Annotated in this window: 22 protein-coding genes and 1 tRNA gene; 5 read left to right on the top strand and 18 right to left on the bottom strand. The window is 58.1% G+C overall.

Going from position 1 to position 22,478, the window contains the following annotated elements:
* Positions 1-28: 28 nt before the first annotated feature.
* The 4 genes from pilL2 to ACFOSU_RS16230 form a co-directional block, all read right to left on the bottom strand.
* A complete protein-coding gene (pilL2, locus tag ACFOSU_RS16245; protein WP_353250997.1) occupies positions 29-607 on the bottom strand; it encodes a PFGI-1 class ICE element type IV pilus protein PilL2 in 579 nt (192 codons plus the stop codon).
* Between the two features lie 235 nt (positions 608-842).
* Positions 843-1,556 (bottom strand): hypothetical protein, encoded by a 714-nt coding sequence (locus ACFOSU_RS16240; protein ID WP_380690978.1) that lies wholly within the window; start codon positions 1,554-1,556, stop codon positions 843-845.
* Entirely contained in the window at positions 1,553-3,193 is a 1,641-nt protein-coding gene (locus tag ACFOSU_RS16235; RefSeq protein ID WP_380690977.1) for a ThiF family adenylyltransferase, read from the bottom strand. Before ACFOSU_RS16235 ends, ACFOSU_RS16240 begins: the two co-directional genes overlap by 4 nt.
* 76 nt (positions 3,194-3,269) lie before the next feature.
* Entirely contained in the window at positions 3,270-4,454 is a 1,185-nt protein-coding gene (locus ACFOSU_RS16230; RefSeq protein ID WP_380690976.1) for a CBASS cGAMP synthase, read from the bottom strand.
* 94 nt (positions 4,455-4,548) lie between these two features.
* Here ACFOSU_RS16230 and ACFOSU_RS16225 point away from each other — a divergent pair, with 94 nt between their 5' ends.
* Complete coding sequence (locus tag ACFOSU_RS16225) at positions 4,549-5,511, top strand: WYL domain-containing protein (protein ID WP_380690975.1); 963 nt, start codon at positions 4,549-4,551, stop codon at positions 5,509-5,511.
* Positions 5,512-5,985: 474 nt separating this feature from the next.
* Here the strand turns inward: ACFOSU_RS16225 and ACFOSU_RS16220 are convergent, their stop codons facing one another.
* Entirely contained in the window at positions 5,986-7,983 is a 1,998-nt protein-coding gene (locus tag ACFOSU_RS16220; protein WP_380690974.1) for a DNA topoisomerase III, read from the bottom strand.
* A 529-nt stretch (positions 7,984-8,512) separates the two neighbouring features.
* On the opposite strand from ACFOSU_RS16220, the gene ACFOSU_RS16215 reads away from it, so the two are divergent.
* Positions 8,513-9,313 carry a class I SAM-dependent methyltransferase gene (locus tag ACFOSU_RS16215; RefSeq protein WP_380690973.1) on the top strand — a complete coding sequence of 267 codons (801 nt, stop codon included), beginning with the start codon at positions 8,513-8,515 and terminating at the stop codon, positions 9,311-9,313.
* 407 nt (positions 9,314-9,720) lie between these two features.
* Here the strand turns inward: ACFOSU_RS16215 and ACFOSU_RS16210 are convergent, their stop codons facing one another.
* The 13 genes from ACFOSU_RS16210 to ACFOSU_RS16150 form a co-directional block, all read right to left on the bottom strand.
* Positions 9,721-10,839, bottom strand: coding sequence for a helix-turn-helix domain-containing protein (locus tag ACFOSU_RS16210; protein WP_380690972.1), 1,119 nt, complete (start codon positions 10,837-10,839; stop codon positions 9,721-9,723).
* 12 nt (positions 10,840-10,851) lie between these two features.
* Complete coding sequence (locus ACFOSU_RS16205) at positions 10,852-11,520, bottom strand: hypothetical protein (RefSeq protein ID WP_380690971.1); 669 nt, start codon at positions 11,518-11,520, stop codon at positions 10,852-10,854.
* Positions 11,521-11,568: 48 nt separating this feature from the next.
* On the bottom strand, positions 11,569-11,778 hold the full coding sequence (locus ACFOSU_RS16200) for a hypothetical protein (protein ID WP_380690970.1): 210 nt from the start codon (positions 11,776-11,778) through the stop codon (positions 11,569-11,571).
* A gap of 59 nt (positions 11,779-11,837) precedes the next feature.
* The gene (locus ACFOSU_RS16195; protein ID WP_380690969.1) at positions 11,838-12,257 is read right to left on the bottom strand and encodes a single-stranded DNA-binding protein; all 420 of its coding nucleotides are present in this window, start codon (positions 12,255-12,257) and stop codon (positions 11,838-11,840) included.
* 387 nt (positions 12,258-12,644) lie between these two features.
* The gene (locus ACFOSU_RS16190) at positions 12,645-13,151 is read right to left on the bottom strand and encodes a hypothetical protein (protein WP_380690968.1); all 507 of its coding nucleotides are present in this window, start codon (positions 13,149-13,151) and stop codon (positions 12,645-12,647) included.
* A gap of 10 nt (positions 13,152-13,161) precedes the next feature.
* Positions 13,162-13,959: a PFL_4669 family integrating conjugative element protein gene (locus ACFOSU_RS16185; RefSeq protein ID WP_380690967.1), complete on the bottom strand. Its 798-nt coding sequence runs from the start codon at positions 13,957-13,959 to the stop codon at positions 13,162-13,164.
* Between the two features lie 191 nt (positions 13,960-14,150).
* Positions 14,151-15,605 carry a hypothetical protein gene (locus ACFOSU_RS16180; protein ID WP_380690966.1) on the bottom strand — a complete coding sequence of 485 codons (1,455 nt, stop codon included), beginning with the start codon at positions 15,603-15,605 and terminating at the stop codon, positions 14,151-14,153.
* Positions 15,602-16,162: an STY4526/YPO1902 family pathogenicity island replication protein gene (locus ACFOSU_RS16175; protein WP_380690965.1), complete on the bottom strand. Its 561-nt coding sequence runs from the start codon at positions 16,160-16,162 to the stop codon at positions 15,602-15,604. The genes ACFOSU_RS16180 and ACFOSU_RS16175 overlap by 4 nt, the downstream gene beginning before the upstream one ends.
* Positions 16,149-17,768 carry a ParB family protein gene (locus tag ACFOSU_RS16170; RefSeq protein WP_380690964.1) on the bottom strand — a complete coding sequence of 540 codons (1,620 nt, stop codon included), beginning with the start codon at positions 17,766-17,768 and terminating at the stop codon, positions 16,149-16,151. The genes ACFOSU_RS16175 and ACFOSU_RS16170 overlap by 14 nt, the downstream gene beginning before the upstream one ends.
* 38 nt (positions 17,769-17,806) lie before the next feature.
* The gene (locus ACFOSU_RS16165) at positions 17,807-18,622 is read right to left on the bottom strand and encodes a ParA family protein (RefSeq protein ID WP_380690963.1); all 816 of its coding nucleotides are present in this window, start codon (positions 18,620-18,622) and stop codon (positions 17,807-17,809) included.
* 34 nt (positions 18,623-18,656) lie between these two features.
* The gene (locus ACFOSU_RS16160; protein WP_353251010.1) at positions 18,657-18,872 is read right to left on the bottom strand and encodes an AlpA family transcriptional regulator; all 216 of its coding nucleotides are present in this window, start codon (positions 18,870-18,872) and stop codon (positions 18,657-18,659) included.
* A gap of 118 nt (positions 18,873-18,990) precedes the next feature.
* The gene (locus tag ACFOSU_RS16155) at positions 18,991-19,746 is read right to left on the bottom strand and encodes a hypothetical protein (protein ID WP_380690962.1); all 756 of its coding nucleotides are present in this window, start codon (positions 19,744-19,746) and stop codon (positions 18,991-18,993) included.
* 535 nt (positions 19,747-20,281) lie between these two features.
* Positions 20,282-20,509, bottom strand: coding sequence for a hypothetical protein (locus ACFOSU_RS16150; protein WP_380690961.1), 228 nt, complete (start codon positions 20,507-20,509; stop codon positions 20,282-20,284).
* Between the two features lie 527 nt (positions 20,510-21,036).
* Between ACFOSU_RS16150 and ACFOSU_RS16145 the strand changes: the two genes are divergently transcribed.
* The 3 genes from ACFOSU_RS16145 to ccmB all read left to right on the top strand — a co-directional run bounded on the left by ACFOSU_RS16145 (position 21,037) and on the right by ccmB (position 22,462).
* Positions 21,037-21,123, top strand: a tRNA-Leu gene (locus ACFOSU_RS16145).
* Positions 21,124-21,158: 35 nt separating this feature from the next.
* Positions 21,159-21,800, top strand: a complete 642-nt coding sequence (gene ccmA / locus ACFOSU_RS16140) for a cytochrome c biogenesis heme-transporting ATPase CcmA (protein WP_380690960.1) — start codon at positions 21,159-21,161, stop codon at positions 21,798-21,800.
* Positions 21,794-22,462: a heme exporter protein CcmB gene (gene ccmB / locus ACFOSU_RS16135; RefSeq protein WP_380690959.1), complete on the top strand. Its 669-nt coding sequence runs from the start codon at positions 21,794-21,796 to the stop codon at positions 22,460-22,462. The genes ccmA and ccmB overlap by 7 nt, the downstream gene beginning before the upstream one ends.
* Positions 22,463-22,478: the final 16 nt, after the last annotated feature.

The following is a 22,478-nucleotide window of genomic DNA, read 5'->3' as shown; positions in this document are numbered from 1 at the left end:
ACGGTCACCGTGGTCGTGGGCCGCGTGATCACTCGCGCGCCGATACGACCGAACCGTCGTTGGGTGCGGCCGGCGTGCGTGTCGTTGCAATCGCCGCCTGGCTGCGCCGGCTAAAGCACACGGTGCGATCGGCTAAATTGACGTGCAGCTGCCAGGCCGGGCCGGCGAGCACCTGCAGGGCGTCGGACAGCGTGGTCGGTCCGAGCTCGCGATGCACCGCCGGCAGCGATTCGGAGAAAAAACCGGCCTGCGCCTGGCGGGGGCAGAGACGCAGCCCGGAATCCCTCAGCACATGTTCCAGGCCGTCGCGTACCGTCAGGTGCATCGATTGGGGGAGATCGATGGATACGGCTTGGGCCAGCAGATCCCGCTGACCGGAGGTCGGGGCCAGCGGGACCAGCTGATAGCGGCCCGTGCGCACGACATTCGCCGTGGGAACGTCCGAGGGGGAAGCATAGATGTCCGGCAAGGCCGGCGTGGCGTTTGCCACTGTGGGCGACCCGAGACGATGTTGGGTGCTGGCGCAGCCGCCCAAGGCCGGCAGCAGGATAGCGATAGCGGCAACGGCGACCGTCGCACGCGCGCTCGAAAACAAGGGGTGGGTCATGTCGTGACATTCCGCCGTGAGTTCACAGCCAAGCTGACCGAGGGGCGTAAGACGAGCAACAGAAAATCCCGCCGCGGCCTTGAGGAATTTTTGCTAGGGGGCTGCAGGGTAAAAATCAGGCCGAGGGAGCGGCGGCGTTTCTGCCCTAGCGCTGTCGCAGCAATGACGCTTATCGGCTCGCTTTGGGTTATTAGCGACCCTTAACGGTCAATCCATGCCGCTTGTCTTACGTACCCTAAGGCGCAATTCTCGTAATCCGTACGCGGCCGGCCGTATTGAGGCCTTTGAACCAAGCCCTGTTGGTCCAATAATCGCCACTACAGTCGCTTACTAGACCTGCCGATAATTGCAGCGTCGCGGCGCCGTAGTATTTCTGCGTGTCGGTTTCGGAAGGGTTTGAGACATGACTCTCGAAAATGTAATGCAAGCGAAAGCCGCCCTCACTTGGCGCTTTCTCTAGCACTGCCGAGATTACATTGGAAGAGGATGCCGATGGGGCATCTTCGAGAGGGGTCATATGTATCCGGATTGCGAACAGTCCGGCTTTTACGCAAACAATACCGATATGAGCCAGATCGTCTGAGTTTATTTCCGTGGATGCGTCCGCCTTTACATCGGATAGCCCCTCGTAAAAATTTTTACGGTCCAACAATAATTTAAAGTTCGTGCCAATCCAGAGCTTGTAGACTCCGTTCAGGTTCGGTGCAATCAAGCTGTTCAACCAAGGAAAGCATCGCCAGATAAAATCAATAACGCGTGGATGACCAAGTATAATCGCCAGACCAACTGCGGGGGCTACTCCTTTGATTCCGATGCGGATTGCTTCGAATAGCCCAACGTGCCATGAACCGTTGACGACACCTACAAATGCATAGCTAATCAGCCATCCGAGGCATAGGAAGAATAAAACGACGATTACTCTTGTTCTAATTGAAAAAGCTGTAATCATGGTTTGCTATTAGTTGTGCCTGACGGGCATTTAGTAGCACAGATGCAACCGGGTAATGACTTGGGCGACCAGTATTTAGCCGCTTTAACGTGCCTGGGAGCAGAAGGCATTTTTACCGCTCGGAAGAGCTTGCTCGCGTTCCCGAGCGCCCAATCGCAAGCCAGTTCACTAGCCAAGCTTGCGGCCATGCAGGCAGCGGCTGCCCTGTAAGGCGTATACCTACTGCCGCACCCACCATCCCGTTGTTCTGGTTCGCATCCCTTAGGAATGTGAGAGCCCCTGCCGCCGATCCATGGCTCAAGACATTCGCGGCAAGATTCACCGGCCACACCACGATAGAGATGAGTAGAGGCCACCCAGCCCTCGCCCTCCACCGATACGGATATCAACGCCCATGACCTATGCCACCTAGCGTGGTTACTTAAATGGGCACCTACATTCGGAGCGGCTGTAGCGTCAATAACCAAATCCGCATTCTTGTGCAATTTTGGATCTCCTGCTGCACACGGATGAGCCCACACATTCTCGACAAGCCGTTCACGCCTAAGCCGTTCGACCACTGCGGTAGCCTTGTTCCTTCCTAGTGCTGTCACCCCCAATAGATGCCGACCACAGTTTTCGGCCCGAAGAACCTGCGGATCAAAAATATGCAAGGAACCACAATTCCGACCCGCACCGGCCTGAACGAGTAGGTCCGCTAGACTGCCTCCGATTGATCCTGCTCCGAGCAGATGGATATGCTTTCCAGCTAATGGCGCTGACTCGGAGGGCGAATTTCGCGTCAACACGAAATCATCATCTAAGCGCTCAAACGCCCATCTACTAATGCTAAGGCTGCGCGTTAAATTGTTCGATCCGCGCAACCTTTCCGCGAGCTTCGCGCCGGGCCGGAATCCGGCCAACTGCCGGGGACCTGCTTCCAGCACTGCACCAAACCGTCCTGCCTGCGTCTCGATCAGTATCAGAGCGCTTGATGGTCGGCCCTGCTGGGGGAGGATTACTCTGGCCAGCTCACGCCATGTCGCCTTCTCCTTTGCCGGACGGTGTGAGCGTATCCAGCGATTGAGCTGAGCTAATGTTGTTGGCGGCCAGTCGTCCCAACTAGCGAACGGATACTTCGTTAATTTTACTGAGACGCACGGAAGCAATTGCTTGTTAGCGTGAAGATCGAACCCGGAGTACCTCTCACCTTCATTTTTACCCGAAAGCGCAATTACATTAATCGGGTCCGCGTCCTTTAACTCAGGCCGGCTCAACTTAAAGACGGTTAAACTAGTGCCAGAGCGCGGCGGCCAAGCTTGTTCCGGAATGTCTAGATAGGCGAATTTTCCAGCCCAATGCACCGTGAATTCCGAGTCCTGCTCACGGATTTCCTTTCCCTTTTGCAGTCGGTGAAGCTCACTCACCACACGGTCTGAAGCGCACACCACGTGTCCGATAAAATCGGAGGACTCTGGATTCCACTCAACGGTCTCCGGATCCAAATAGCAGAACCACTCGCCGAAGCGGTGTAGCGGAATTTTAGATGGCGATCCGGATACAGTTTCGAGCGTTGCCGTGGGCAGCAACCATAGGCGCTCGGGGTCAAAAGTTAGTCGAATCCTTACAATCCCGTTGACCACCGGTTCATTCAGCATGAAGCAAATCCCGTGTGCTTCGGCTGATGACCGCCAGCCGCGCGAAGAAAGCGCGGCGTCTATCTCTGAAAAGATTTTAGGACGAGTGGGCGTTCCCACGAAGTGGCACCGATTTTGTTCGTGGCGCAGTCACAACGGCAGGCGCAGCCGAGCTTGTAGCGAGCGATATTTTCGAGTTGCTTTCTGCGGGTAACTCTGGTGCGTCCGGAAACCGCGAGCCAAACACTCCTTTAAGAATCTGATGAGCCTGATCGATGGAGGAGTGATCCAATGCCTGGCGAATGGAGGCTTGCCGGTCTCGAAGCGTTTTCGCTAGACGGTGCCGTACTTGAAGATCTACCCCTTCGAGAATATCGATATCCTCGTTTCCAGGCGTGGGCAAGGAATCGAACAAACCGTCAGCCACTGGCCCCAGAACTGAAAGCATCGCCAGATCATCACGACCTAGTCGGCAAAGACCAGCATCCAGTTTATCCGCGACAAGTAATGTGTAAGTGATCGAGTTAGGGCCGTCCTCGTCGTCGTTTAAATCTCTCAGCGCTTTCCCAAAACGCACGACACGTTTGAATAATGGCCCTCTAAGCAAACTGGTATTCTCAACCTTCTGGTGAACCGCCTTCGCGTCTGACCGTACCCATCCGTCTTTAGTGGCGAGAAGCGAGGTATGGGGGATTTCTTCCCAGCTGATCTCGTTTTCTGCAGCAGTGATGCTTTCCGCCTTAACTAGCCCCTCCCGGAAATTCAACGCGGCCATGGCTCTGTGTTGCGCAACGGGAATCGCGTATGACGTCACATCAATGTAGGCGTCGGAGCGAATAATCACCCTGTCACAACATTGCTTGGACTCGAAGCTCCAATCATTCCGAGCGGCGATATCTTTCAGCGCGGCGCATGTTAATTGGCGCAAAGCTTCTGCACCGAGCTTTGGCGTAGGAGTGCCGGCTTGCAGAAATTCCAGCGGCAGATACATGCCAACGTCGCTATCTGCCTCACCGTAATTTGCAGACCATCGCAATGGATCGATAAGCGTGCCGTAGGCATTGCTCCCTTGGCGGAGAAATTTTGGTTTAGGCGGCTCTACGCCTGGCGGTACTGCCTCTTTCAAATGCTCATCAAGGAAGGCGGCCAAGCCTCGACGGATAACAATTTCCGCCGACCTGATCTCATCCATCATCGCGTCGTCAGGTCTGAGATTTACCAAGAACGTTTTAGACGAGCCTAGCCGGTGGAAAGCGTTTGAAAGATTATTCAGTGTTCGCATGATGTACCCAGATCTCGAGAGAGCCGCCTATCGACCCGATCAAAGTTCTGGCATAGTATAACCGGCCGAAAAACAGCATGCAACCGGAAAACGTATGGTCACAGAAAGTGTTCGAGCCATCTCGCTCTTAGATAGAAATGGGCAGTTCAAAGAGTTTCGCAGTGCTGCGATCAAACGCATGCGGTTTCTGGAGTATCTGGCCTGGTTCCGCGGTTGGGTGTCTCGGAAAGATTTAATGGATCGGTTCGATATCGGTCCAACGGCGGCGAGCTCTGATTTCTCTACTTACACTGAGTCATACTCCGAAAATCTGGCGTACGACCTCAAAAAAAAACGGTACACCTGCACCAAAGCTTTCATTCCGGCATTCGAGCATGATCCAAACCGAGCATTGCAGTCGCTGGCACGTGCCAGCAACGACGGCGTACCAGAAACCGCGAGCCCGATACCGGTTGCGGGCTGTCCAAGCATTCAGCGCGAGATGGCCGCGAATGTGGTTGCAACTATTTCTCGAGCAATCTCAACGCACAGCGAAGTTATAGCCAATTACACGTCTCTGACCTCGGGAAGCAGGCCCCGCAAGCTGGTACCACTTGCGTTAGTCAGTGACGGTTTTCAGTGGCGGGTTCGCTGTTTCGATCGCGCCAAAGGTTTTCGTGACTACATGCTCGTTCGATTCGACAGCGTCGAATCGCTCCAATGGGGGGGTGGTGCAGATATCTCGCTAAGCGATGACCCGCAGTGGTGCAAAAAAATAACCTTGAAATTTCGTCCGCATCCGCGGTTCAAATATCGCGCCGCAGTAATAAGTTCATTTGCTTTTGACGATAGTGAACTTTTGAATGTCACTGTCCGAGTCGCGGAAATTGGATACCTCCTGCGCCAATGGCCGGTCGACGTGACTGAATCCGCCTTGCTGGAATCAACTGCCTACCAATTGCACCTTTCAAATGTCTGCGATGTAAGGGAGGAAATTAATTCAAGTGACGATAACCACTGGATATTGGACGCATTGATAGCTGAACAGGAAGAAATTGCAGGAATTAGCGATAGTTAGCTACATTCGATGATTCTGCGATATCTACAATAGGCCTAAGCCGAACTAGCAATTCGATCGTTTCTGGCCCCGATTTTGCGTCTGATTATGCACTGTTCGAGCCATATGTAGTGCCCCAACTCTGAAGTCCGAGCTAGTCCATACCAAATCAAATGCTCGTGGGCTTAGTCCGCGCTGTGTGAAAACTCACGTCGGTTGCGGTTCGGCTGAAAACCGACGCTCTGTACGCCCGCTGACGCCATGATCGGCTGCTGGGCAGGGGTAGCTGAACCCCCTGAGTGCCGATGTTCCGAGTTTTTACGCAACCTGGGCCGATAGCAGATATTATACGCCTGTTCTCATATCACGCAGTTAACCTAACAGTGGCCACCGTGAGGGTTGCCCCCGATTGATTCGTTGGTATCGGGCGCCGGTAGTACGGTATCAGCGCACGATAGTTCTTGGGTGACGTCTTTTACCTTGGAATAGAGCAGGTCATCCTTTGGCGGCGTTCTTGCGACGCTGCTTGCTGCCGATCTGTGCGGTGGTCGTGCAGTCGGGGTATCCGGTACAACCCCAGAACGACCCATGCTGGCCGGTGCGCTTGCGCATTGGCTTCCCGCACTTCGGACATTTCTTCTGCGCCGTGGGTTCGACGCCTTTGGGTACATTCAGGCCGCGCTGCTGCACCTGATCGACAGCTTGGCATACCCAATTCGCCTGTCGTGCCACGAAGTCGTCGAGCGTAATGCGGCCGGCGCTGATCTCGTCCAGGGCCTGTTCCCAGGCGGCCGTCGTGGCCGGATTCGTGATCGCGCCGGGCAGTATGGAAATCAGGGCACGACCGGCATCGCTCGAGACCAGTTTCTTCTTCTTTTTCGCCAAGAAGCCGCGGTCAATCAGCGTGGCGATAATGCCGGCGCGTGTCGCCTCGGTTCCAAGGCCCGCCGTATCTTTCAGGATCTTCCGTAGCCGATCATCGCTCACCATCGAGGCGACATTCTTCATCGCTGCAATCAGCGAGCCTTCGGTATAGTGCGCCGGCGGCCGGGTCTGCTTGGCTTGGATTTCGGTGCCGGCCACACGGCATACATCGCCTTCGGACACAGCCGGAAGACGAGCATTGTTGATTTTCTCCCCGTTGGCCTCATTGGATGCGGCGACCGCTTTCCAACCGTCGACCACGACGGCCTTACCAGTGGCGCGAAATGTAGCGCCGGCGATGTCGATCGACAAGATGATGTGATCGTACTTGTGATCATCATAGAATTGGACGAGATAACGGGTGCGGATCATTTCGTAAAGGCGTCGTTCTGCCGCGGACATGCGGCTCAGGTCTGCGTGTTTCGTCGTCGGAATGATGGCGTGGTGGGCCGTGATCTTCGTGTCGTCCCAGGCCCTCGACCGGCGCTGCGAATCCGCCTGCGCGATCGCAGCATCAGCATCCGGATACGTTCGATGCATCGCATCGAGCACTGTGGCAGCTTCGCCAAACATGCTAACCGGCAGATAGCGGCAGTCGGTACGTGGATAGGTCACGGCCTTGTGCGTCTCGTAAAGCGACTGAACCGTGTCCAGAACGGTCTGCGCGCCCATATCCGCAGCCTTACTGGCGTCCTGTTGCAGCGTGCCGAGATCGTAGGGTAGGGGCGGCGCAACGCGCTCACGCTTTGTCACGGCGGCAGTAATCCGTGTGGCAGCGTCCTCAATCTGCTGTGCCATGCGCCGGGCCGTGCGTTCATCGAGACTGCGGCCCTTGTCGTCGGCGACGTCCGCCGGTGGTTGCCACTGTGCGGCGAACGTTTCGCCACCATCGGTCGCCAGCGTCGCCACCAGATCCCAGTAGGGGACCGGCTTGAATGACTTGATCTCGCGATCGCGATCGACGACAAGCCGCAAGGTTGGCGTCTGCACCCGGCCGACGGGTAACAACCGGTCGTAGCCCTGGGTCCGTGCGACGACGGTGTACGCGCGGGTTAGGTTCATGCCGACCAGCCAGTCCGCGCGTGCGCGACCCAGGCCGGCGTGATAGAGCGGTTCGGTTTCGGTACCGGGTTTCAAATTATCGAGCGCGTAGCGGATGCTGGCGTCGTCGAGCGCCGACAACCACAGCCGCGAGATCTGTCCCTGATACCGGCAACAGTCCAGAATTTCGCGGGCGATGGTTTCGCCTTCGCGATCGGCATCAGTGGAGACGACGACATGCCCGGCCTTATCCACCAGTTGCGTGATCGCCTTGTACTGCGCCTTGACCTTCGGGCGGACATCGAGCCGCCATTGGTCCGGAATGATGGGTAGGGTCTCCAAGGTCCACTTCTTGTATTCCTCGCCATAGCGATCGGGTGACGCCATCTCGAGCAGGTGGCCGAAGCACCATGTCACCGTCACGTCGCTGCTGGATAGGTAATGCTTAGTCTTGTTCGTCGCGCCGAGGATTCGGGCGATATCGCGCGCCTGAGATGGCTTTTCGCAGAGATAGACGATGCCAGCCATGGATCTGCCGGGATGGGTTAGGCCGATAGAATTGCAGGCGGGGCACCCCTATAGCGGAAAAATCAAAGCTTTCGACAGTCCAATTTCACGAGCAACAATACGAAGAACAGAGGAAGTGATAATGTAGCGTCACATTTGCGATAAGAGACAGCGCGGTACGCGCAAGATCGCGACCTTTAAGAAAAGGGGTGCAGATGACCGTATCCTTCGTATCGTCGAGGTGGGTACACTGTGGCCACCTGCACGCTAGAGGTGCTGCTGCGATATCCCGATGTCGGCTACACCGTGCACGCCGTCACTCGAACAACGACGTGAGTTGAAGTAACTCTGCCAGTCGAAGACGTGATCCGCGCTTAGGCGGTAAGTATTGCGTTCAAGCCCACGCTGCAACTTCTGCTGTCGGCCACCTTGAGACCATCGTGGCACTAAACTCGATGACATCAAAGCGGACGCTCGCACGCAGGCTTTGGCGGGCTGCTCAACTTGTCAGAAACCTTTGTATTCGTTAAATCACGCGCGGAAGGTTTGCATGGAGGATACAACGCACTTTGACAGGCGAGGGGCACGCTACGATCAGGATGAGACGCACCAGCAGATCGTGACGCTTCTCCTCAATCCTTTCACAATCGCCCCAGGTGAGCGCATCTTGGACTTGGCAACCGGCACTGGCTTGGTCGCGCTTAGGGTGGCCAAACTCGTTGGACCCTGTGGTGAGGTCGTTGGCTTGGACACGTCGGCGGGCATGCTCGCGGCGGCGCGTTGCTCTGCCGCGCAAGCGCAACTATCCAACGTGCGTTTCGAGCAGGGGGACGCGGAATTAGCCAACTACGAGAGCGCCAGCTTTGATCGGATTTTTTGCGCTTCGGCCCTCGTTCTGATGTCGGACGTCAAAGCGGCGCTGCGTCGTTGGCGGCATCTTCTGAAGCCGGGCGGCACGATCGCTTTTGACACGCCCGCCAAACCCTTTGGATTTTCACAACGGGCATCGGAGGCGGCGCTCCGACGTGGGGTAAAACTCCCCTATGGCGATCTGGGGGACACCTCAGAAAAATGTCTGGCGCTTCTGGCCCAGGCGGATCTTGAGGTCGTTAGCATCCGAAAGGAGTTCGCCAGCACTACTCCGATAAAGTTGGACCGTGTTATTGCAATGTATGACCAACGAATCGACCATCCGGCGTGGCGTGGTATCAAGGAAGCTGGTCCCGAGATACGAAAGGCGATTCGAGACGACTTCATCGAAAGCGCCACTTCTGATGCGGTGGACGGCCTTGTTCCGAACGAGGTGGCACTCTTTTTCTCGACCGGCATGAGAAGCCATATCCAACAGTGATCAGCGCAACAGCGGCTTGCGTGCCGCTATCGTTCGCTACCTGCTATTTCGCGATGAGCACGTGCTTGCGCATTCCCTGTCGACAGGGGCATCAAGCAGGTCGCTGTTCGGCCAAAAAAAGGCGCGATGTAAACTCAAACTAGCCGTCACGAAAGCGGCCGTTCGCGACCGGCAGCAACGGGTCGCATGCGGCCAATAGCAGACTTATCTAGCCCTGCCTCTTCCGAAGGCGACTCGGAGCTAGTGGCTGATGATTAATCGGCAATCCATATTTTTAGCACCCTAATTTTCGTAAAAATTACCGTCCTAGTAAAGTTAGGCCGTGGTGTTACGGTAACTAATGCAAGACTTGACCACAGCGAGTTCCCAAACATTTAGGCCGCCGAGGGTAACGATGGATCATTCGTTCATCTATCGGAATGAACGAGTCGCAAGGTCGCTCCCGACTTGTTGCCTGAGCGGGCCTTTTCGGCTTCCTTTTGAGCTTTGTCGTCCACTACGGTTTTGATAAGCGCTTCGAGTTCATCAATTGGCAGGCTCAGAGCTGAAGAAATACGTTGCTTCGTATGGCCTTTGCTCCATAGTGAACGCAAAATTTTTTCCCAGGCCACGGATCGCTCGCGCGCCATGGGGCCTGGCTCCTTTTTACGATAGCCTGCCGCACTTAGTTCGCGGCAAAGAGCGCGGTAATGCCAGTCGGAAACTAGGCCAGCGTCGAACGCCGATTTCGCAAGTGCGGCGACGGATACGCCCCACCGCGACTTCAACTTGATTAAATCCCCGAGGGAGGGAAACGACGGCACCCGCGCTAATAGGTCCTCTCTCGGCATAAGGAAAGCAGAAGCAAACCTATCAGCTTCTTTTTCCCGTTCCTTCTTCTCTATTCCGCCCGGCTCCTGTAGCAAACCATGTTGATGAAGCACTAGGTGCCCAAGTTCGTGAGCGGCGTCAAAACGACTGCGCTCTGCCGATTTTTGCGTATTAAGAAAAACGTAAGGCTTCGTGCCGCGCCAAACGGAAAACGCATCAACGTTGCAATTGCTCTCGTCGAGCGAGAATACACGCACACCGTTGGTTTCTAGTAAAGAAATAATATGTTTGATCGGCTTAAACCCGACACCCCACATTGAGCGAAGAGATAGTGCCGCGTTTTCCGGACTCTCTTCCCGCAGGTCGGGCACTTCCGGCTTAGGCAAGTTGAACCGCTGGTGCACCCAATCATCAATTTCGTATGCGAGCGACCCCGCCCAGCGGGCTGCTTTTTGCTGCCCGGCAGTTGTCGAAGACATCCGGCGAAAGCTGACAGAGTTCTCTTGGAGCACCTCAGGGTCGCCGAGAAAAAAGAAAGAGCTCGGATAATTCAGAGCAGAGGCAAGCGCCTCGATAGTTGGCTCTTCCGGAGCATCGGTTCCCCCTGACTCAATCCGCGTCAAGGTCACTGGGCTGATACCGGCTTTCGCAGCCAAGTCTTTTTTTGTTATCAGACGCCGCTCGCGAGCGAGCGTTAGTCTCGCGGGGTTGAACATAGTGGTATATCACTAAGCTGGGAAAGATTTGGGGGTTACGTCCACATCGTATATATCGGGGTCGTTCGACTCTACCGGCTCAGGCGTCGTTGGGCTCGTTTGTGCCAATAGTTCCTCAAGTGGCGAATCGATGATGAAAATCCTTTCGTGGAACCCGTCATACCATGCGCCATCAAAGCGTTTAGGCCTTGAAACCTCTACAGAAAGATTATCGTTGACGTGGCAAACGCATACTAACCAAACGGTATAGCTGAGCTCCTTCGGCCGTAGGTCATCGAGCGGCGCCGAGCCAAACATATCCGAGGTGCCATCGTTGATCATACGCCGTGAAACGGAGCCGCGTGGAGAAAGTGGCTGCGGATCGGAAAATGTACATGCTCTCCTAACGTTCTGATATATAAGTTGCAGTTTCTTCTCGTGATTAACAGCAGATTCGATCCCTAAGTTGCGACCGACCTTCCAGCCCTCACGTGGAACCAGAGTATTTCGAAGCGCTTCGGTGCCTTTATTCCACGCGTTCACGCCGGGCGCCGAGATCGGCTCCATGGGACTAGTGTTGTTGAAAGCTCGGCGCGCGTAGATCCCGATATGTTTAGCGGCCTCGCGCGATAACCCGATTTGCTCAAGCAGTTCATCTCCGCGTTCGGGTTCGGATTCTCTGAATATGACGCCATCAGGCATAGCGTGTCCCGTGTTAATTATTCGAGGCTACAATGTAGACGAAAAAAATTAACATAACAATAGCCCGACTCGAATCGGGTGGATTCGATCGCGTTCGGCCTGATGAACGTAACCGCGCGTCGTTTCCGGCGTAATGCCGATTTTGCCGGTGATCGAGCCGATTGCCGCCAACTGCGAGGCGTAATCCGCCTGATGCTCAAAGAGCATTCGTTCCGCGCGATCGCGTATTTCCGATGAATATCGTTTGCTCTGTTTCATGGCTCCATTCTCTCAAGAGTTGGAGCCTCCAGTATTCTCGGGGCGGTTCAGTAAGCCGCTTACTCGGCTGCACCGGTATCATTTGAGTCAGCCTGTAGCTGACCATTGCTCTCTTGGCGTCGCGCGCGCTGGTTGACCGATTCGATTCGGGACAAATCCAGCGTGATGTCGTCGGCCGATAGTTCCAGGCGGGAAAACTTCTCGCCGTCCTTCTCCCAACTGTTCTGCACCAAGGTGCCCTCGACCTTCACCCGGAAACCCTTGTCGAGCACACGGGCCGCATGCTCGGCTGCGGTGCCCCAGCGAGACACGTTCAGCCAGAAACCGCCTTTGTCCTTGAAACCGTCGTCGCCATCCGGAACGGGACGATCACAGTACATACGGATTTCGGCTACTTGGCGGTGCTCGCCGTTGACGGTGACGGTTTTCAGTTCGGGTGCGGCAGCGAGATTGCCGCGCGCGGTAAAGGAGTTCGACATCGGTTCGCTCCGTTGGTCAGGTTTGAGTGTCGCGATTGAACAGGGTCAGCCTCGACCGGAGTACCGCGCCGTACAACAATGAATCGCGCGGCGTTACCTCGAAATTTAGATCGGTGAGCGCTTCCGCGGATGGGTCGTGAGGGTTCGATTCAGATTGAGATTACCGGGTTTGTCCGCATGCACCACGCATGTTTGGCGGCGGGCGCCATCATTCATGGGCCCTGATTTCTCTTTGAGGCAATCCGCGAGCTCGTACCAGGGACGCGAAGCGTCCCCGCCACCGTGATAACAGGCGGCCACACTGTGGCCACCTTCGGAACATCGGTCGACGATCGGCTCAGAGGGTCACGCCGAAAACCGGCGTTCGATCGCCGATTGCGTTGGCAGTTATCGGCAATCGGTATTGTTGTCAGGCGCGCCGGCCACAAGGCCGTCGCGTTCGATGGCTTTGATCGCATCCAGGGCGTCGAGCCAATCCTGGAGCCGATAGAGCTTGTAGGCCGCGATCGACAAGCGCATGTTGAGATAGACACGTCTTCGCTCGTAATTGAGCCAGTGCTGACGTGCCGTTGCCGGCATGCGGGCCAGCAATCTCTGGCCGGCGTCGCCCGTCAGATTGACGGCCGTCGTCTTGTTCGACCCCCAACGGCGAGCGCTCGATTGACGCCACCGATAAAACGTCAGGCTTCGGTCGTTGTAGCGCACGATCTTCGCCGGTGCCTTTGGAAACTGGGCCTGGAATGCCTCGCAGAGTTGGGTGCCCTCGGCTTCGCCGTCTCGGATGACCTGTTCGAGCGCCGCGATTCGCTCGCGCGCCTCCCTTACCCTTAAAGGGCCCTTTAAAGGGGCTTCGTCAAAAACTGCGGCAGCGGCTTCGTCAGATTGGGGGGTCATAGCGGCAGGCCTACGACGGGTCGTCATTCGCCCGTTCCCGGGCGTCTGGATCTGAATCAGCCGCGTCGTCGTCCGTCTCGTCCGGGGTGGCCACAGTGTGGCCACTCTCGTTGGATGACTGCTGCAGTCCCTCGATCGCCGGCGCATGCTCTGGGCGCAGCTCTCCGTCGATCACGGCCTGAGGCAGCTCGCCCATGGCTTGTTTCGCAATCTCGGCACGACGGGTGCCGTCAATGATGTCTTTCCGGGTTACCGCCGTGGTTCGATACCCCTGGGCCGAGGCAAAGGCCCGGCGAACGGCTCGCCCGGCGGCCTGCAACAGGCGTTCGGAGGCGTCGCGCGTCATCAGGCCCACATGGCGCGCGGTCAGAGCCGACAGCACCAATTCGTCCATGTCGACGAGCAACCAGCCGCCCATGTAGCCGTAAGGATTCGAGAAGGTGAGCTCGACCTTCGCCGGCTCGATAGAATGTGCCAGACCGACCTGCACTGCTGACATGCGTTCCATGTCGGATTCGATGGTTTGCTTTACGGTTGCCAGTTCGTCCTTCGATTCGGTCAGCGCCTGTTCGACTTCCAGCAGGTACCAATCGGCATAGGGATCATTGCGCGCGGCACCGGTCCAGATCGTGCGCACTATGGCGCCGTAGCGATACAGTCCAATGATCGGCGGCTTGCCATCCGCACCGCGGCGGCCTTGGAGCAGGCGCTGCGCCTGGCGCGTCTGGAGCGTCATCTCGACGAAATTGCGTAGCCGGCCCGGCACGATCGCGGGCTTACCCGTTCTGGAAGAGGGCGTGTCGGTCATGCGATCTCCGATACATCGGTCGCGACATCCGCTGCCGCAGTGATCAGGTGCCTATGAACCGTAGCGATTCCGCGTCAGACGGGCACTGGGAAACACCGATGATGGCCAGCCGAATTTTTCAGATAGCGTGGCAACACTGTGGCCAGGGGCACGGTGTCGTGGCGGTGGCCACAGTGTTGCCAATCTCCGATTTACATAGGGGAGAGACCGACGCTGGCGGCGGCTCGGCCCGGGTCTCGCAAACGTCGTCTCAGCTGCTCCAACTGATGGCGTAGCCGATCCCGTTGGGACTCGAGGGCAGCGCGACTGCCCGGAGGCGCGCCTGGAATTAGGGTCGACTCCATGGCGTGGATCTCGCTCCGCAGGTTGCGCATCTGCTGGCGAATGTCGCTCGCTTTGGCATTCGCCGGCGGGTTCGACTGATCCGTTTTTTCGGGTTGTGTCGGCGCACCGACCGGCTGGAACGTGCCCGACTGGATGCGTTTGCATAGCGATACGGCGTATCCGACCGGGCTGCGCAGCGGGTTGTCCGGATCCTGCAGCTTGCGGGCCAGGGCATCGAGAACATCCTGTCGCTGCTCGGGGCGCAGATTGCGCGAGACAAAAGCCCGCTCGATCAGCGTACGCTCGTTTGCCGGCAGCGAATCCGGCCAACGCAGTAGTGGTGCCACGTCGGCGTTGGCCACAGTGTGGCCAGCTGGTTCGGTGGTGGTTTTTTCCGCGCGCGCGGAATCCGTCTCGCTGTGTGTAGTAGTAGTTTTATTATTACTACTACTACAGGTAGGCCCGATGGTAGATTTTTCCACCCGAGGACGAGTTATTGAAATTCCTTTTTTATCAGAAGCTTGCGATCCGGTCGTAAAATCTGCCATTGGATCGGTTTCGCCAGTGGTCGTTTTTACCCCTGGCTCGCCGGTGGTAACTTTTTCCTCGACCAACGCGGTGGCCACACTGTGGCCAGCCGCAGACGACTTATCTTGTGGGGCGTCGTGGCGGCTCCCGGTCATGAGCAAATCGAAAAACGAACCCCCGCCGTTGTGAACGGCTTTGGCCGCGTCCAAACGACGGGTCATGGGGTCTTCAGATTCCAATGGATCGCGGCCCTCTTGTAAGGCTTGGTCGATACTGGCCAGAGCGGCTTGGGCCGCTTGGCGAAGGTATCGATCGGTATGCTCTCTCGCCGAATCGAGCAACGACAGATAGCTGGCATCGAGCCGATTCGCCTCGCTGAGCGAACAAGGCTCGCCGTGGATGGCGTTGACGGTGCCGCGATACCGGCCCTTGTCATCACGTAAACGGGTGTACTGACTGATCCAGCGGCAGACCCGGAGTAGGGTACGGTCGCGGTTGATGGTCTTCTTGGCATGCCCCAGGACTTCGACCGTCTGGTCCAGCGAGGGCATCGCGATGGCGCGGTGCGGCTGTCGGCTGGATTCTTGCGTGAGGTACAGCAAATGCACTTTGGCGCTGTCGCTCAGAAACGGATCGCGAACCAGTATCGCGGGATAGCTTTGATGCCAGGCGCCCAGAAAGAGCAGGCCCTCGGCATCTTGGCCTAGAGACTTTCCCGACTGGGCCAACGCGTCGGCCGCGTGTTCAAGATAGCGGCCGAGCTTGTCGTTGGGGTGGCGAGCGGTTCCGGTCACGATGTCCGCTCGAGGGCGTTCGCGCCACGAATGAACCGCCACACGGTGCGACAGTCCGCGCCAGACGCATCCGACAGCTGCAACCATTCGATCGCCGATTGGGGTTCTCGGCCATCGAGATGGCGCTGCCAAGCCGCCCAGATCGTGTCCATCGTTTCGGTATCCGGTTCGGCGGGTCGGCCGGGGCCGCGTCGACTGCAGCGAAAGCGACGCCGAATCGCCGTGTATTGACGATCGGTCATGCCGAACAGGTGGCGCATCATGTCGGCAGGCGCTTCGCGGCAAACCATTTCGGTCTTCAACTTCTCGATCGCGCGTTCGGCCTTCATTTCCTTCAGCACAAGCCAGAAACGTTCGCGATCCAGGCTGATATCGAGTACGTGCCCGTCCATACGGTCGGCAATCGATAGAAATTCGGAGAATTGCAGCGACTCCAAAGCCTCGATTTCCTGTTGGCCGAAGTTCAGGTCGCGCAGCACCGCCCAATCTCCGTTCTCCAGACAGGCCGTGGCGTAAATCAGAATGGCGAGCGTCAGATCTGCGTTACCGGCGGGCATCGTCATCCCCCCACGGCGCGTCGCCCGTCGTGCGATAAATCGCCCGATAGGTCTCGACCAGGCGAATCCAGTCGTGCCAACGCGACTCGGCCCAGTTCTGATAGAGCATGGGCCCCAGGTCGTTGGGTTCGAGCGGTGGCACATCGGCGAACAGGTCGCGATCCGCCTGTTGCCATTGCCATTGAGAAAACGCCTGTTGGCCGTCGCGGGCCTGGCGCATCGCGTCGCCGATCCGGCGCTGCCGCCACGTGTCTGGCATATAAGGGCCGGCCCGACCGTGTCGGGCGAACTGTTCGGCCAAGGTGGCGAGATGCCACCAGACACACAGCGCCCGGCGGCCAACATCGGGCGTCCAGGATTGCTGCGTTTCGAGCGCGACCGGTCCCACCAGAAAACCCAGTCCATCGCGAATCGGCAAGACGATGTCGCCGAGTCGCGATCCCTGTGCGATACGGCTTGCCAACGTCCACGCCCGGCTGCGTAGGGATTTGAGGTCGCGCGGCAGTGACGCGTCGGTTGCTGCCGGCGAGGGGACGTCCGCGGCATGATCTTCTTCATCGATGGGACACGAGTCCGTCGTGCCAGGGCGAGCAGTGCGACTATCCTCGGCCGAGTCATTCCGGTGGGGCGGGCCACTGTCCGAGCCTTCGCATTGTTTGGCATGCGTGTCGGGCGCACCGGCCGACTGGCCGGTTTCCGGGGCAGTACGCGCCGTATCGTCGCGATTCGTATCCGACGGAGTCTCGATCTCGATGTCTGATCGACCGTGTAGCGCGCCGCCAAATTCGAGACTCGCGCGCTGCATGTCGCAGTCGGCGCTGACCGACAGTTCTTCCTCGAGGTCGCGTCGCAGCCTGTCGGGATCGAAGGCCTCGCCGTCATGGCGCTGCAGCGTCTGTTCGAACAGATTGTTGGCTGCCTCGGCCTCGCCGAGATCCAGCGACTGCCAAGCTTTGCCGAAGGCTTTCTGCAGGTCGTAGATCTTGGTGATCGTCGGGCGACCCATGCCGGTTTGCAGCAGGGCCGGGATCAACGGAAAGAGGGTGTCGACGGTGTATTGATACCAACCGATCATCGTGCGGCTGATCGGGTAACCGCGCTCTGCCAGGCGATCGCGCAACGCGCGTTGCGATAACGATTGGCCGGCCTCGGCCTCGAGCATGTCACGCAGTTCCTGCACAGCGATGGCGCGGTCGATGAAGATCAGTTCGCCGCGCAGATCGTTGTCCTGGATATGCGCCACCAGCGTCTGGGTCTCACCGGTCCAGGGCTGAAATTGACACCACACTTGCTGGAAGCGCGCATCACCGGTCTCGTGCCATAGCTCCTGGACAAGGCGCAGCCGCGTGTTACCGCCGACGCCAATCATGTACAACTCGGGGTGGTCGGTGTCGGGGCGTTGGGTAATCGTCAAAACCTGATTGAATCCGGTTTCCCAGATATAGGCCTTGAGCTCGTCGCGCTTATCGTTCGGACTGCGGCGCGGGTTACGGTCATATGGCACGATCTGGTCGACGTCGACCAACATCGGCGTCGTGGTGGCCGGCGCATGGGAGGGATCGGTGCTGGCCACAGCCTCGTCGCGTCGGAAATGTGGCTGTGACATTAGTTGATCCATCTGGTCCGGAGTAGGGCGCTTGCGACTCATGGCGGATTTCTCGCCCATGCCGTATCGACTTGCGGCAGCAGCTCGCGAACGAGCGCAGCCATGGTCTCCAGCGCGGCCGGCGCCGTGCCACCGCGACGGCGAGGCTCCCAGACATGGATGGGGACTTGGGCACTGGCGGCCTCGCGGTAGGCCACCGTGGCCGGCACTACGGTATCGAGGATCGAGATGCCGCCATGGGTTTCGGCAAACGTCGATTGCCGCAGCGTGTTCGCCACCAGGCGCGCATCGACCGTGCGGTCCATGCGATAGCACAGCCCGTACAGATGCCCGACGGGCGCACCCAGCAGGCGCATGGGCCGCAAGCGCTCCAGCATGGACAGTGTGCCGCGGGCGAACTCCCGCGCACTCAGGATTTCCGGCGGAATCGGCGAGAGCAGGAGGTCGCCGGCGAGCACGCCGAGATCCTGCAGTGGACCGATCGCGCCTTGGGTATCGATCAGGACGAAGTCGTAGTCGATATCGGCGAGCGCACGGCGTAGCCGAATCCGGCCATCGGGGGTGTGCAGGATCCAGTTTTCAAGCCGCCCCTCTGGATCGTCCGAGATGATGATGTCCAGATTGGGCAGAGTCGTGTGGCTGATCGCCTGCACTATGGCCCCCGTGGTGACGACATCGTAGAGTCCGCTGGCGGCACGATGCTCGAACGGATAGTACGAACTCAACGTGGGCTGGATATCCGCATCGACCATGAGGACGCGATAACCTGCAAGTGCTAGGAATCCGCCCAGGTTGGCGGTCACGGTCGTCTTGCCGACCCCGCCTTTGCTCGACACGATGGCGATCACCGGCATGGCGGTACCCTCGAAACGCTCGGCAGGGACAACGTTAAGCGCGCTCGTTGAGGCGCTCGGCGATCCACGCCTCGATTTCGAGCGAGTCCCAGCCGACGGCGCGCACGCCAAGCCGCATGGGCTTGGGAAATCGGCCCTGTTTGATGAGGTTGTAGATATGGGCGCGCTTGAAGCCGGTTTTGGCCTCGACCTCGGGGCGCCGCAGGATACGACGCTCGGCGGAAGCGGTTGCAACAGTTGATTCGGACATGGAGATCACTCCTTGATGCGCCTTGGCTTTGTCAGGACGTGATCTCCATTCAATAGATCTCGGCGGCAAAGAAAACCGTAAATGGGGTATTGCTGACCCTAATGGGGGTAAGTGCGCTTCAACCAGCCCGCAAATGCCGCTTTGCTTGGGCGAATTTGTTCTCCAGCGTGCTCTGGGATATGCCGAGCTGCTCGCCGTGGTGCGCGATCAGGGTGCTGATCACAGCGTCTTGGGTGTTGAAGCTGGAGTAGGGGCGGCCGGATGGTGAATGACCGAGTAGCAACGTCAACAGTCCGGCGACGATATTCAGGTAGGTGGACTCACTACGTGGACTAGGCTCCTGAGCCTGTTTCGCGTGTCTTATGCCGGCTTCATGCTCATGGCGAAGCGTATCGAGCTGGATCTGGAGTCGTTCCGAGGCTTTCGCTTCATCGGTCAGGCGTATCTTCAAAGCCTCGCGGTCGGCAAGTAGCGTCTGAACGGTCTCGATAGTTACCGTGTGGCATAACCGGCGTTCGACGGCGTTGAATAGAAAGCCGGGTTTTTCCCCTGGATAGAATTCGCTCATCCAAGCTTTCAGGTCCACATGGCGAACGGTCAGGTCGGGTGAGTCAAGCAGCGTAGGATCGTCGCAGGTGATGCCGTTCTTCCCGTAGGCTAGATCACCGTTGGCGAGGGCGTCGACGATGCGTTCGGCGTTCAAATGTAGGTACGGCCACTCGGAAAAGTCGCCGGGCCCCGGTCGCTGTTGCATACCGATGCGCTCGATAATCTGTTGCTCGTGTTGCAACAGTCCGCTCCATCGGATCGCGGCTTCGATCGGACGATAGAATACCTTTTGGCCGGTGCTTGGATCTTCATGTGTCGTGCGCATAAACCATACTCCCCCGCCCACGGGCCCTCACGATGTTGCGCCGGTACATTGGGTGCCGGGATCTGAGTCCAGACTTGAAGGTGGCAACAACGGAGTTGGGGCAAAGGATGAGGTATGCCCTGTGTCGCACGAGGATCTTGGTTATCCGGCTGTTATGAAAGCGCAGACCGCATAGACCGTTCGGCAATGACTGGAAAAGAGTTTCGCAGTCCTGATACAAATTTTATTGACTTAAGGCCAGAACCGTCCCGTTACGTGTCCAACGTGGACGCGCACGACTATGGTGCTGAGCGTATTGTGAACGGTACTGGCGAGAACGTTTGCATTATACAGGTACGAGCGTATTTTGCCGTCTTTGATGGGCTTTAGGGTCTCGCAGCAGAAAAAAAGAATGAGAACGACGGAGGTCGTTCGGGAGTCCGTCATCCGAACAGGGACTTCAGAGACATTAGAACAATGTCGCGAGTTCGATTTGGCTTGTCGAACGGTAACCTGCGGCGCCGTGGTGATATGACGGCTAGCTTATTCCAACAACTTACCGAGGTTTTGATTCCGATCGCGCCGCGGCGATGATGATGAGATCTTGCAAGCGCATGGCGTATGCGGTCGATACAGCGAAAAAAACCACGGCCAGCCCGAATAAACTGATGGCCGGTAAGCTGGATGCGTCCAAGCCCACTTGTACGAATAACCCGTATACGAACAAGGCAACGGCGACAAACAGCGCCATAACAGTTGACGTGAGGTACAAAGCGATCGTCATGGCTGCCCTCCCTATTCACCTAACCTTGGCATATTGCCGTTATAACAGAGGCAGAGTCGGATGATGCGCCAAAGGTCGCGAATAGACCTGAGCTGGCAAATTGGTCCGATTCGTGAGCCGTCGGATCGAAGTCGAACTTCTGCGCGTTAAGAATAGCCAGGGTTGCTCGCCGTCACTCACCGAACGCGCAAACCTCAGTCCGTTGACCATTGGGCACGGCTTGTTTGGGCGCTGTTATCAGTAGTGCCAGGAATCGTCTATCCGTTCTTGGGATGCGTGATAGCATTCGCCCTGAGCTGGATTCTGAACTCGATGCTGGTTGGGGGTATCGCTGGGGGTGCAAAATCTCGAGGAGTTGTTAAAGCCTGAAAAATCAAGATGATAATTTTATATTCGATTCCGGGCCTGGCCTCCATCCTTTACCTTGCATGACCAATTGGCGCGCGATCGCGACCCATTGTCGCGACTGCTTTCTTGAGCCGTTGCGTCGGCAGGACGTGGCCAAGCTGCTAGAATTGCGCGCCTTGGCCCGGGTGGCGAAATTGGTAGACGCATGGGACTTAAAATCCCTTGGCCTTCGGGCCGTGCCGGTTCAAGTCCGGCCCCGGGCACCATCCGCTTGTATTTCCCAGGGATCTGACCCGCGCTCATGGCGTCGCCGCGACTCATTATCGACAATCTTTCCTGTGGACGCGGCGAACGCGCCCTGTTTCGTGGTCTGAGCCTGATTCTGGAAGCGGGCGAGGCGGCACGGGTTCTGGGCGACAACGGCTCCGGCAAGACGACGCTGTTGCGCACGCTGTGCGGCCTCCACGCACCTTTCGACGGCGATGTGCAATGGCAGGGCAGCGCGCCGGCGGCCGCTGACGAAGACGAGCCGATCCTGCAGGACGATCTGTGTTTCGTCGGTCATGACAATGCGCTCAACGGCGCGTTGACGCCGATCGAGAATCTCGATGTGCTGATGCGTCTGAGCGGCCGTCGCCGCAGTCAGAAGCATATTCGCGAAACGTTGACATCGCTGGGTCTCAAGCCGGTTGCGAATCGTGCCTGCGAGCGGCTGTCCGCGGGTCAGCGGCGGCGCGTGTCGCTGGCGCGGCTGTGGTTGACCGACGCACCGCTGTGGTTGCTCGACGAACCCGCCTCGGCGCTGGATGTGGATGCCCGCGCCGTGCTCGGCGCACGGATCGCCGAACATGTGGGCGCCGGAGGGCTGGTGCTGTTCACCACCCACGAGCCACTGACGCTGCCCGACCTGCCGGTGCGCGCGATCGAGCTGACCGCGTGCTAGGCGTCTTCTGGGCGGTGTTGCGGCGCGATCTGCTGCTGGCGTTCCGGCAGCGCGGCGTGCTTGTCCATCATCTGTTGTTCTTCATTCTTGTAGTCGCGCTGTTTCCATTGGGCACGCAGGCCGACAGCACGGTGCTGGTGTCGGTGTCGCCGGCTCTGATCTGGATGGCCGTGCTGCTGGCGGCATTGTTGTCGCTGCAGCGGTTGTTCCGGCCCGATTATGAAGACGGTACGCTCGAACAGTATCTGCTCTCGCCCGAGCCGCTGGCGCTGATCGCGCTGGCCAAGGTGGCAGCCTACTGGCTGGCGAGCGGGCTGATCTTCGTGATTGCGTCGCCGCTGCTTGTCTTGCTGCTGGGCGTGCCCGCGGGCGCCGTACCCGTTATCATGGCCAGTCTGCTGCTGGGCACGCCGACGCTCGGGCTGGTCGGTGCCATCGGAACGGCGCTTATACTGAGCCTGCCGCGTGCCGGGCTGCTGCTGAGTCTGCTGATCTTTCCGCTCTATGTGCCGGTGTTGATTTTCGGCGCCGGGGCGATGCGGGCCGCGATTGCGGGTTTGCCCTATGCGGGGGCGTTGTATCTGCTGGGCGCGCTGTTGGCGCTGAGCATCACCGCAGCGCCCTGGGCGATTGCGGCCGCACTCAGAATCAGCCTGGAGTAGGGATCGACTCACGGGT

The organism is Salinisphaera aquimarina (assembly GCF_042643355.1).
Taxonomy (GTDB): Bacteria; Pseudomonadota; Gammaproteobacteria; order Nevskiales; family Salinisphaeraceae; genus Salinisphaera; species Salinisphaera aquimarina.
The sequence above is the reverse complement of the archived record's forward strand: the minus strand, read 5'-3'. Positions and strand labels throughout refer to the sequence as shown.

Coding starts and splice junctions, on each gene's coding strand:
- pilL2 (WP_353250997.1), bottom strand. CDS start 607: ATGACCCACCCCTTGTTTTCGAGCGCGCGTGCGACGGTCGCCGTTGCC.
- ACFOSU_RS16240 (WP_380690978.1), bottom strand. CDS start 1,556: ATGATTACAGCTTTTTCAATTAGAACAAGAGTAATCGTCGTTTTATTC.
- ACFOSU_RS16235 (WP_380690977.1), bottom strand. CDS start 3,193: ATGCTGAATGAACCGGTGGTCAACGGGATTGTAAGGATTCGACTAACT.
- ACFOSU_RS16230 (WP_380690976.1), bottom strand. CDS start 4,454: ATGCGAACACTGAATAATCTTTCAAACGCTTTCCACCGGCTAGGCTCG.
- ACFOSU_RS16225 (WP_380690975.1), top strand. CDS start 4,549: ATGGTCACAGAAAGTGTTCGAGCCATCTCGCTCTTAGATAGAAATGGG.
- ACFOSU_RS16220 (WP_380690974.1), bottom strand. CDS start 7,983: ATGGCTGGCATCGTCTATCTCTGCGAAAAGCCATCTCAGGCGCGCGAT.
- ACFOSU_RS16215 (WP_380690973.1), top strand. CDS start 8,513: ATGGAGGATACAACGCACTTTGACAGGCGAGGGGCACGCTACGATCAG.
- ACFOSU_RS16210 (WP_380690972.1), bottom strand. CDS start 10,839: ATGTTCAACCCCGCGAGACTAACGCTCGCTCGCGAGCGGCGTCTGATA.
- ACFOSU_RS16205 (WP_380690971.1), bottom strand. CDS start 11,520: ATGCCTGATGGCGTCATATTCAGAGAATCCGAACCCGAACGCGGAGAT.
- ACFOSU_RS16200 (WP_380690970.1), bottom strand. CDS start 11,778: ATGAAACAGAGCAAACGATATTCATCGGAAATACGCGATCGCGCGGAA.
- ACFOSU_RS16195 (WP_380690969.1), bottom strand. CDS start 12,257: ATGTCGAACTCCTTTACCGCGCGCGGCAATCTCGCTGCCGCACCCGAA.
- ACFOSU_RS16190 (WP_380690968.1), bottom strand. CDS start 13,151: ATGACCCCCCAATCTGACGAAGCCGCTGCCGCAGTTTTTGACGAAGCC.
- ACFOSU_RS16185 (WP_380690967.1), bottom strand. CDS start 13,959: ATGACCGACACGCCCTCTTCCAGAACGGGTAAGCCCGCGATCGTGCCG.
- ACFOSU_RS16175 (WP_380690965.1), bottom strand. CDS start 16,162: ATGCCCGCCGGTAACGCAGATCTGACGCTCGCCATTCTGATTTACGCC.
- ACFOSU_RS16170 (WP_380690964.1), bottom strand. CDS start 17,768: ATGTCACAGCCACATTTCCGACGCGACGAGGCTGTGGCCAGCACCGAT.
- ACFOSU_RS16165 (WP_380690963.1), bottom strand. CDS start 18,622: ATGCCGGTGATCGCCATCGTGTCGAGCAAAGGCGGGGTCGGCAAGACG.
- ACFOSU_RS16160 (WP_353251010.1), bottom strand. CDS start 18,872: ATGTCCGAATCAACTGTTGCAACCGCTTCCGCCGAGCGTCGTATCCTG.
- ACFOSU_RS16155 (WP_380690962.1), bottom strand. CDS start 19,746: ATGCGCACGACACATGAAGATCCAAGCACCGGCCAAAAGGTATTCTAT.
- ACFOSU_RS16150 (WP_380690961.1), bottom strand. CDS start 20,509: ATGACGATCGCTTTGTACCTCACGTCAACTGTTATGGCGCTGTTTGTC.
- ccmA (WP_380690960.1), top strand. CDS start 21,159: ATGGCGTCGCCGCGACTCATTATCGACAATCTTTCCTGTGGACGCGGC.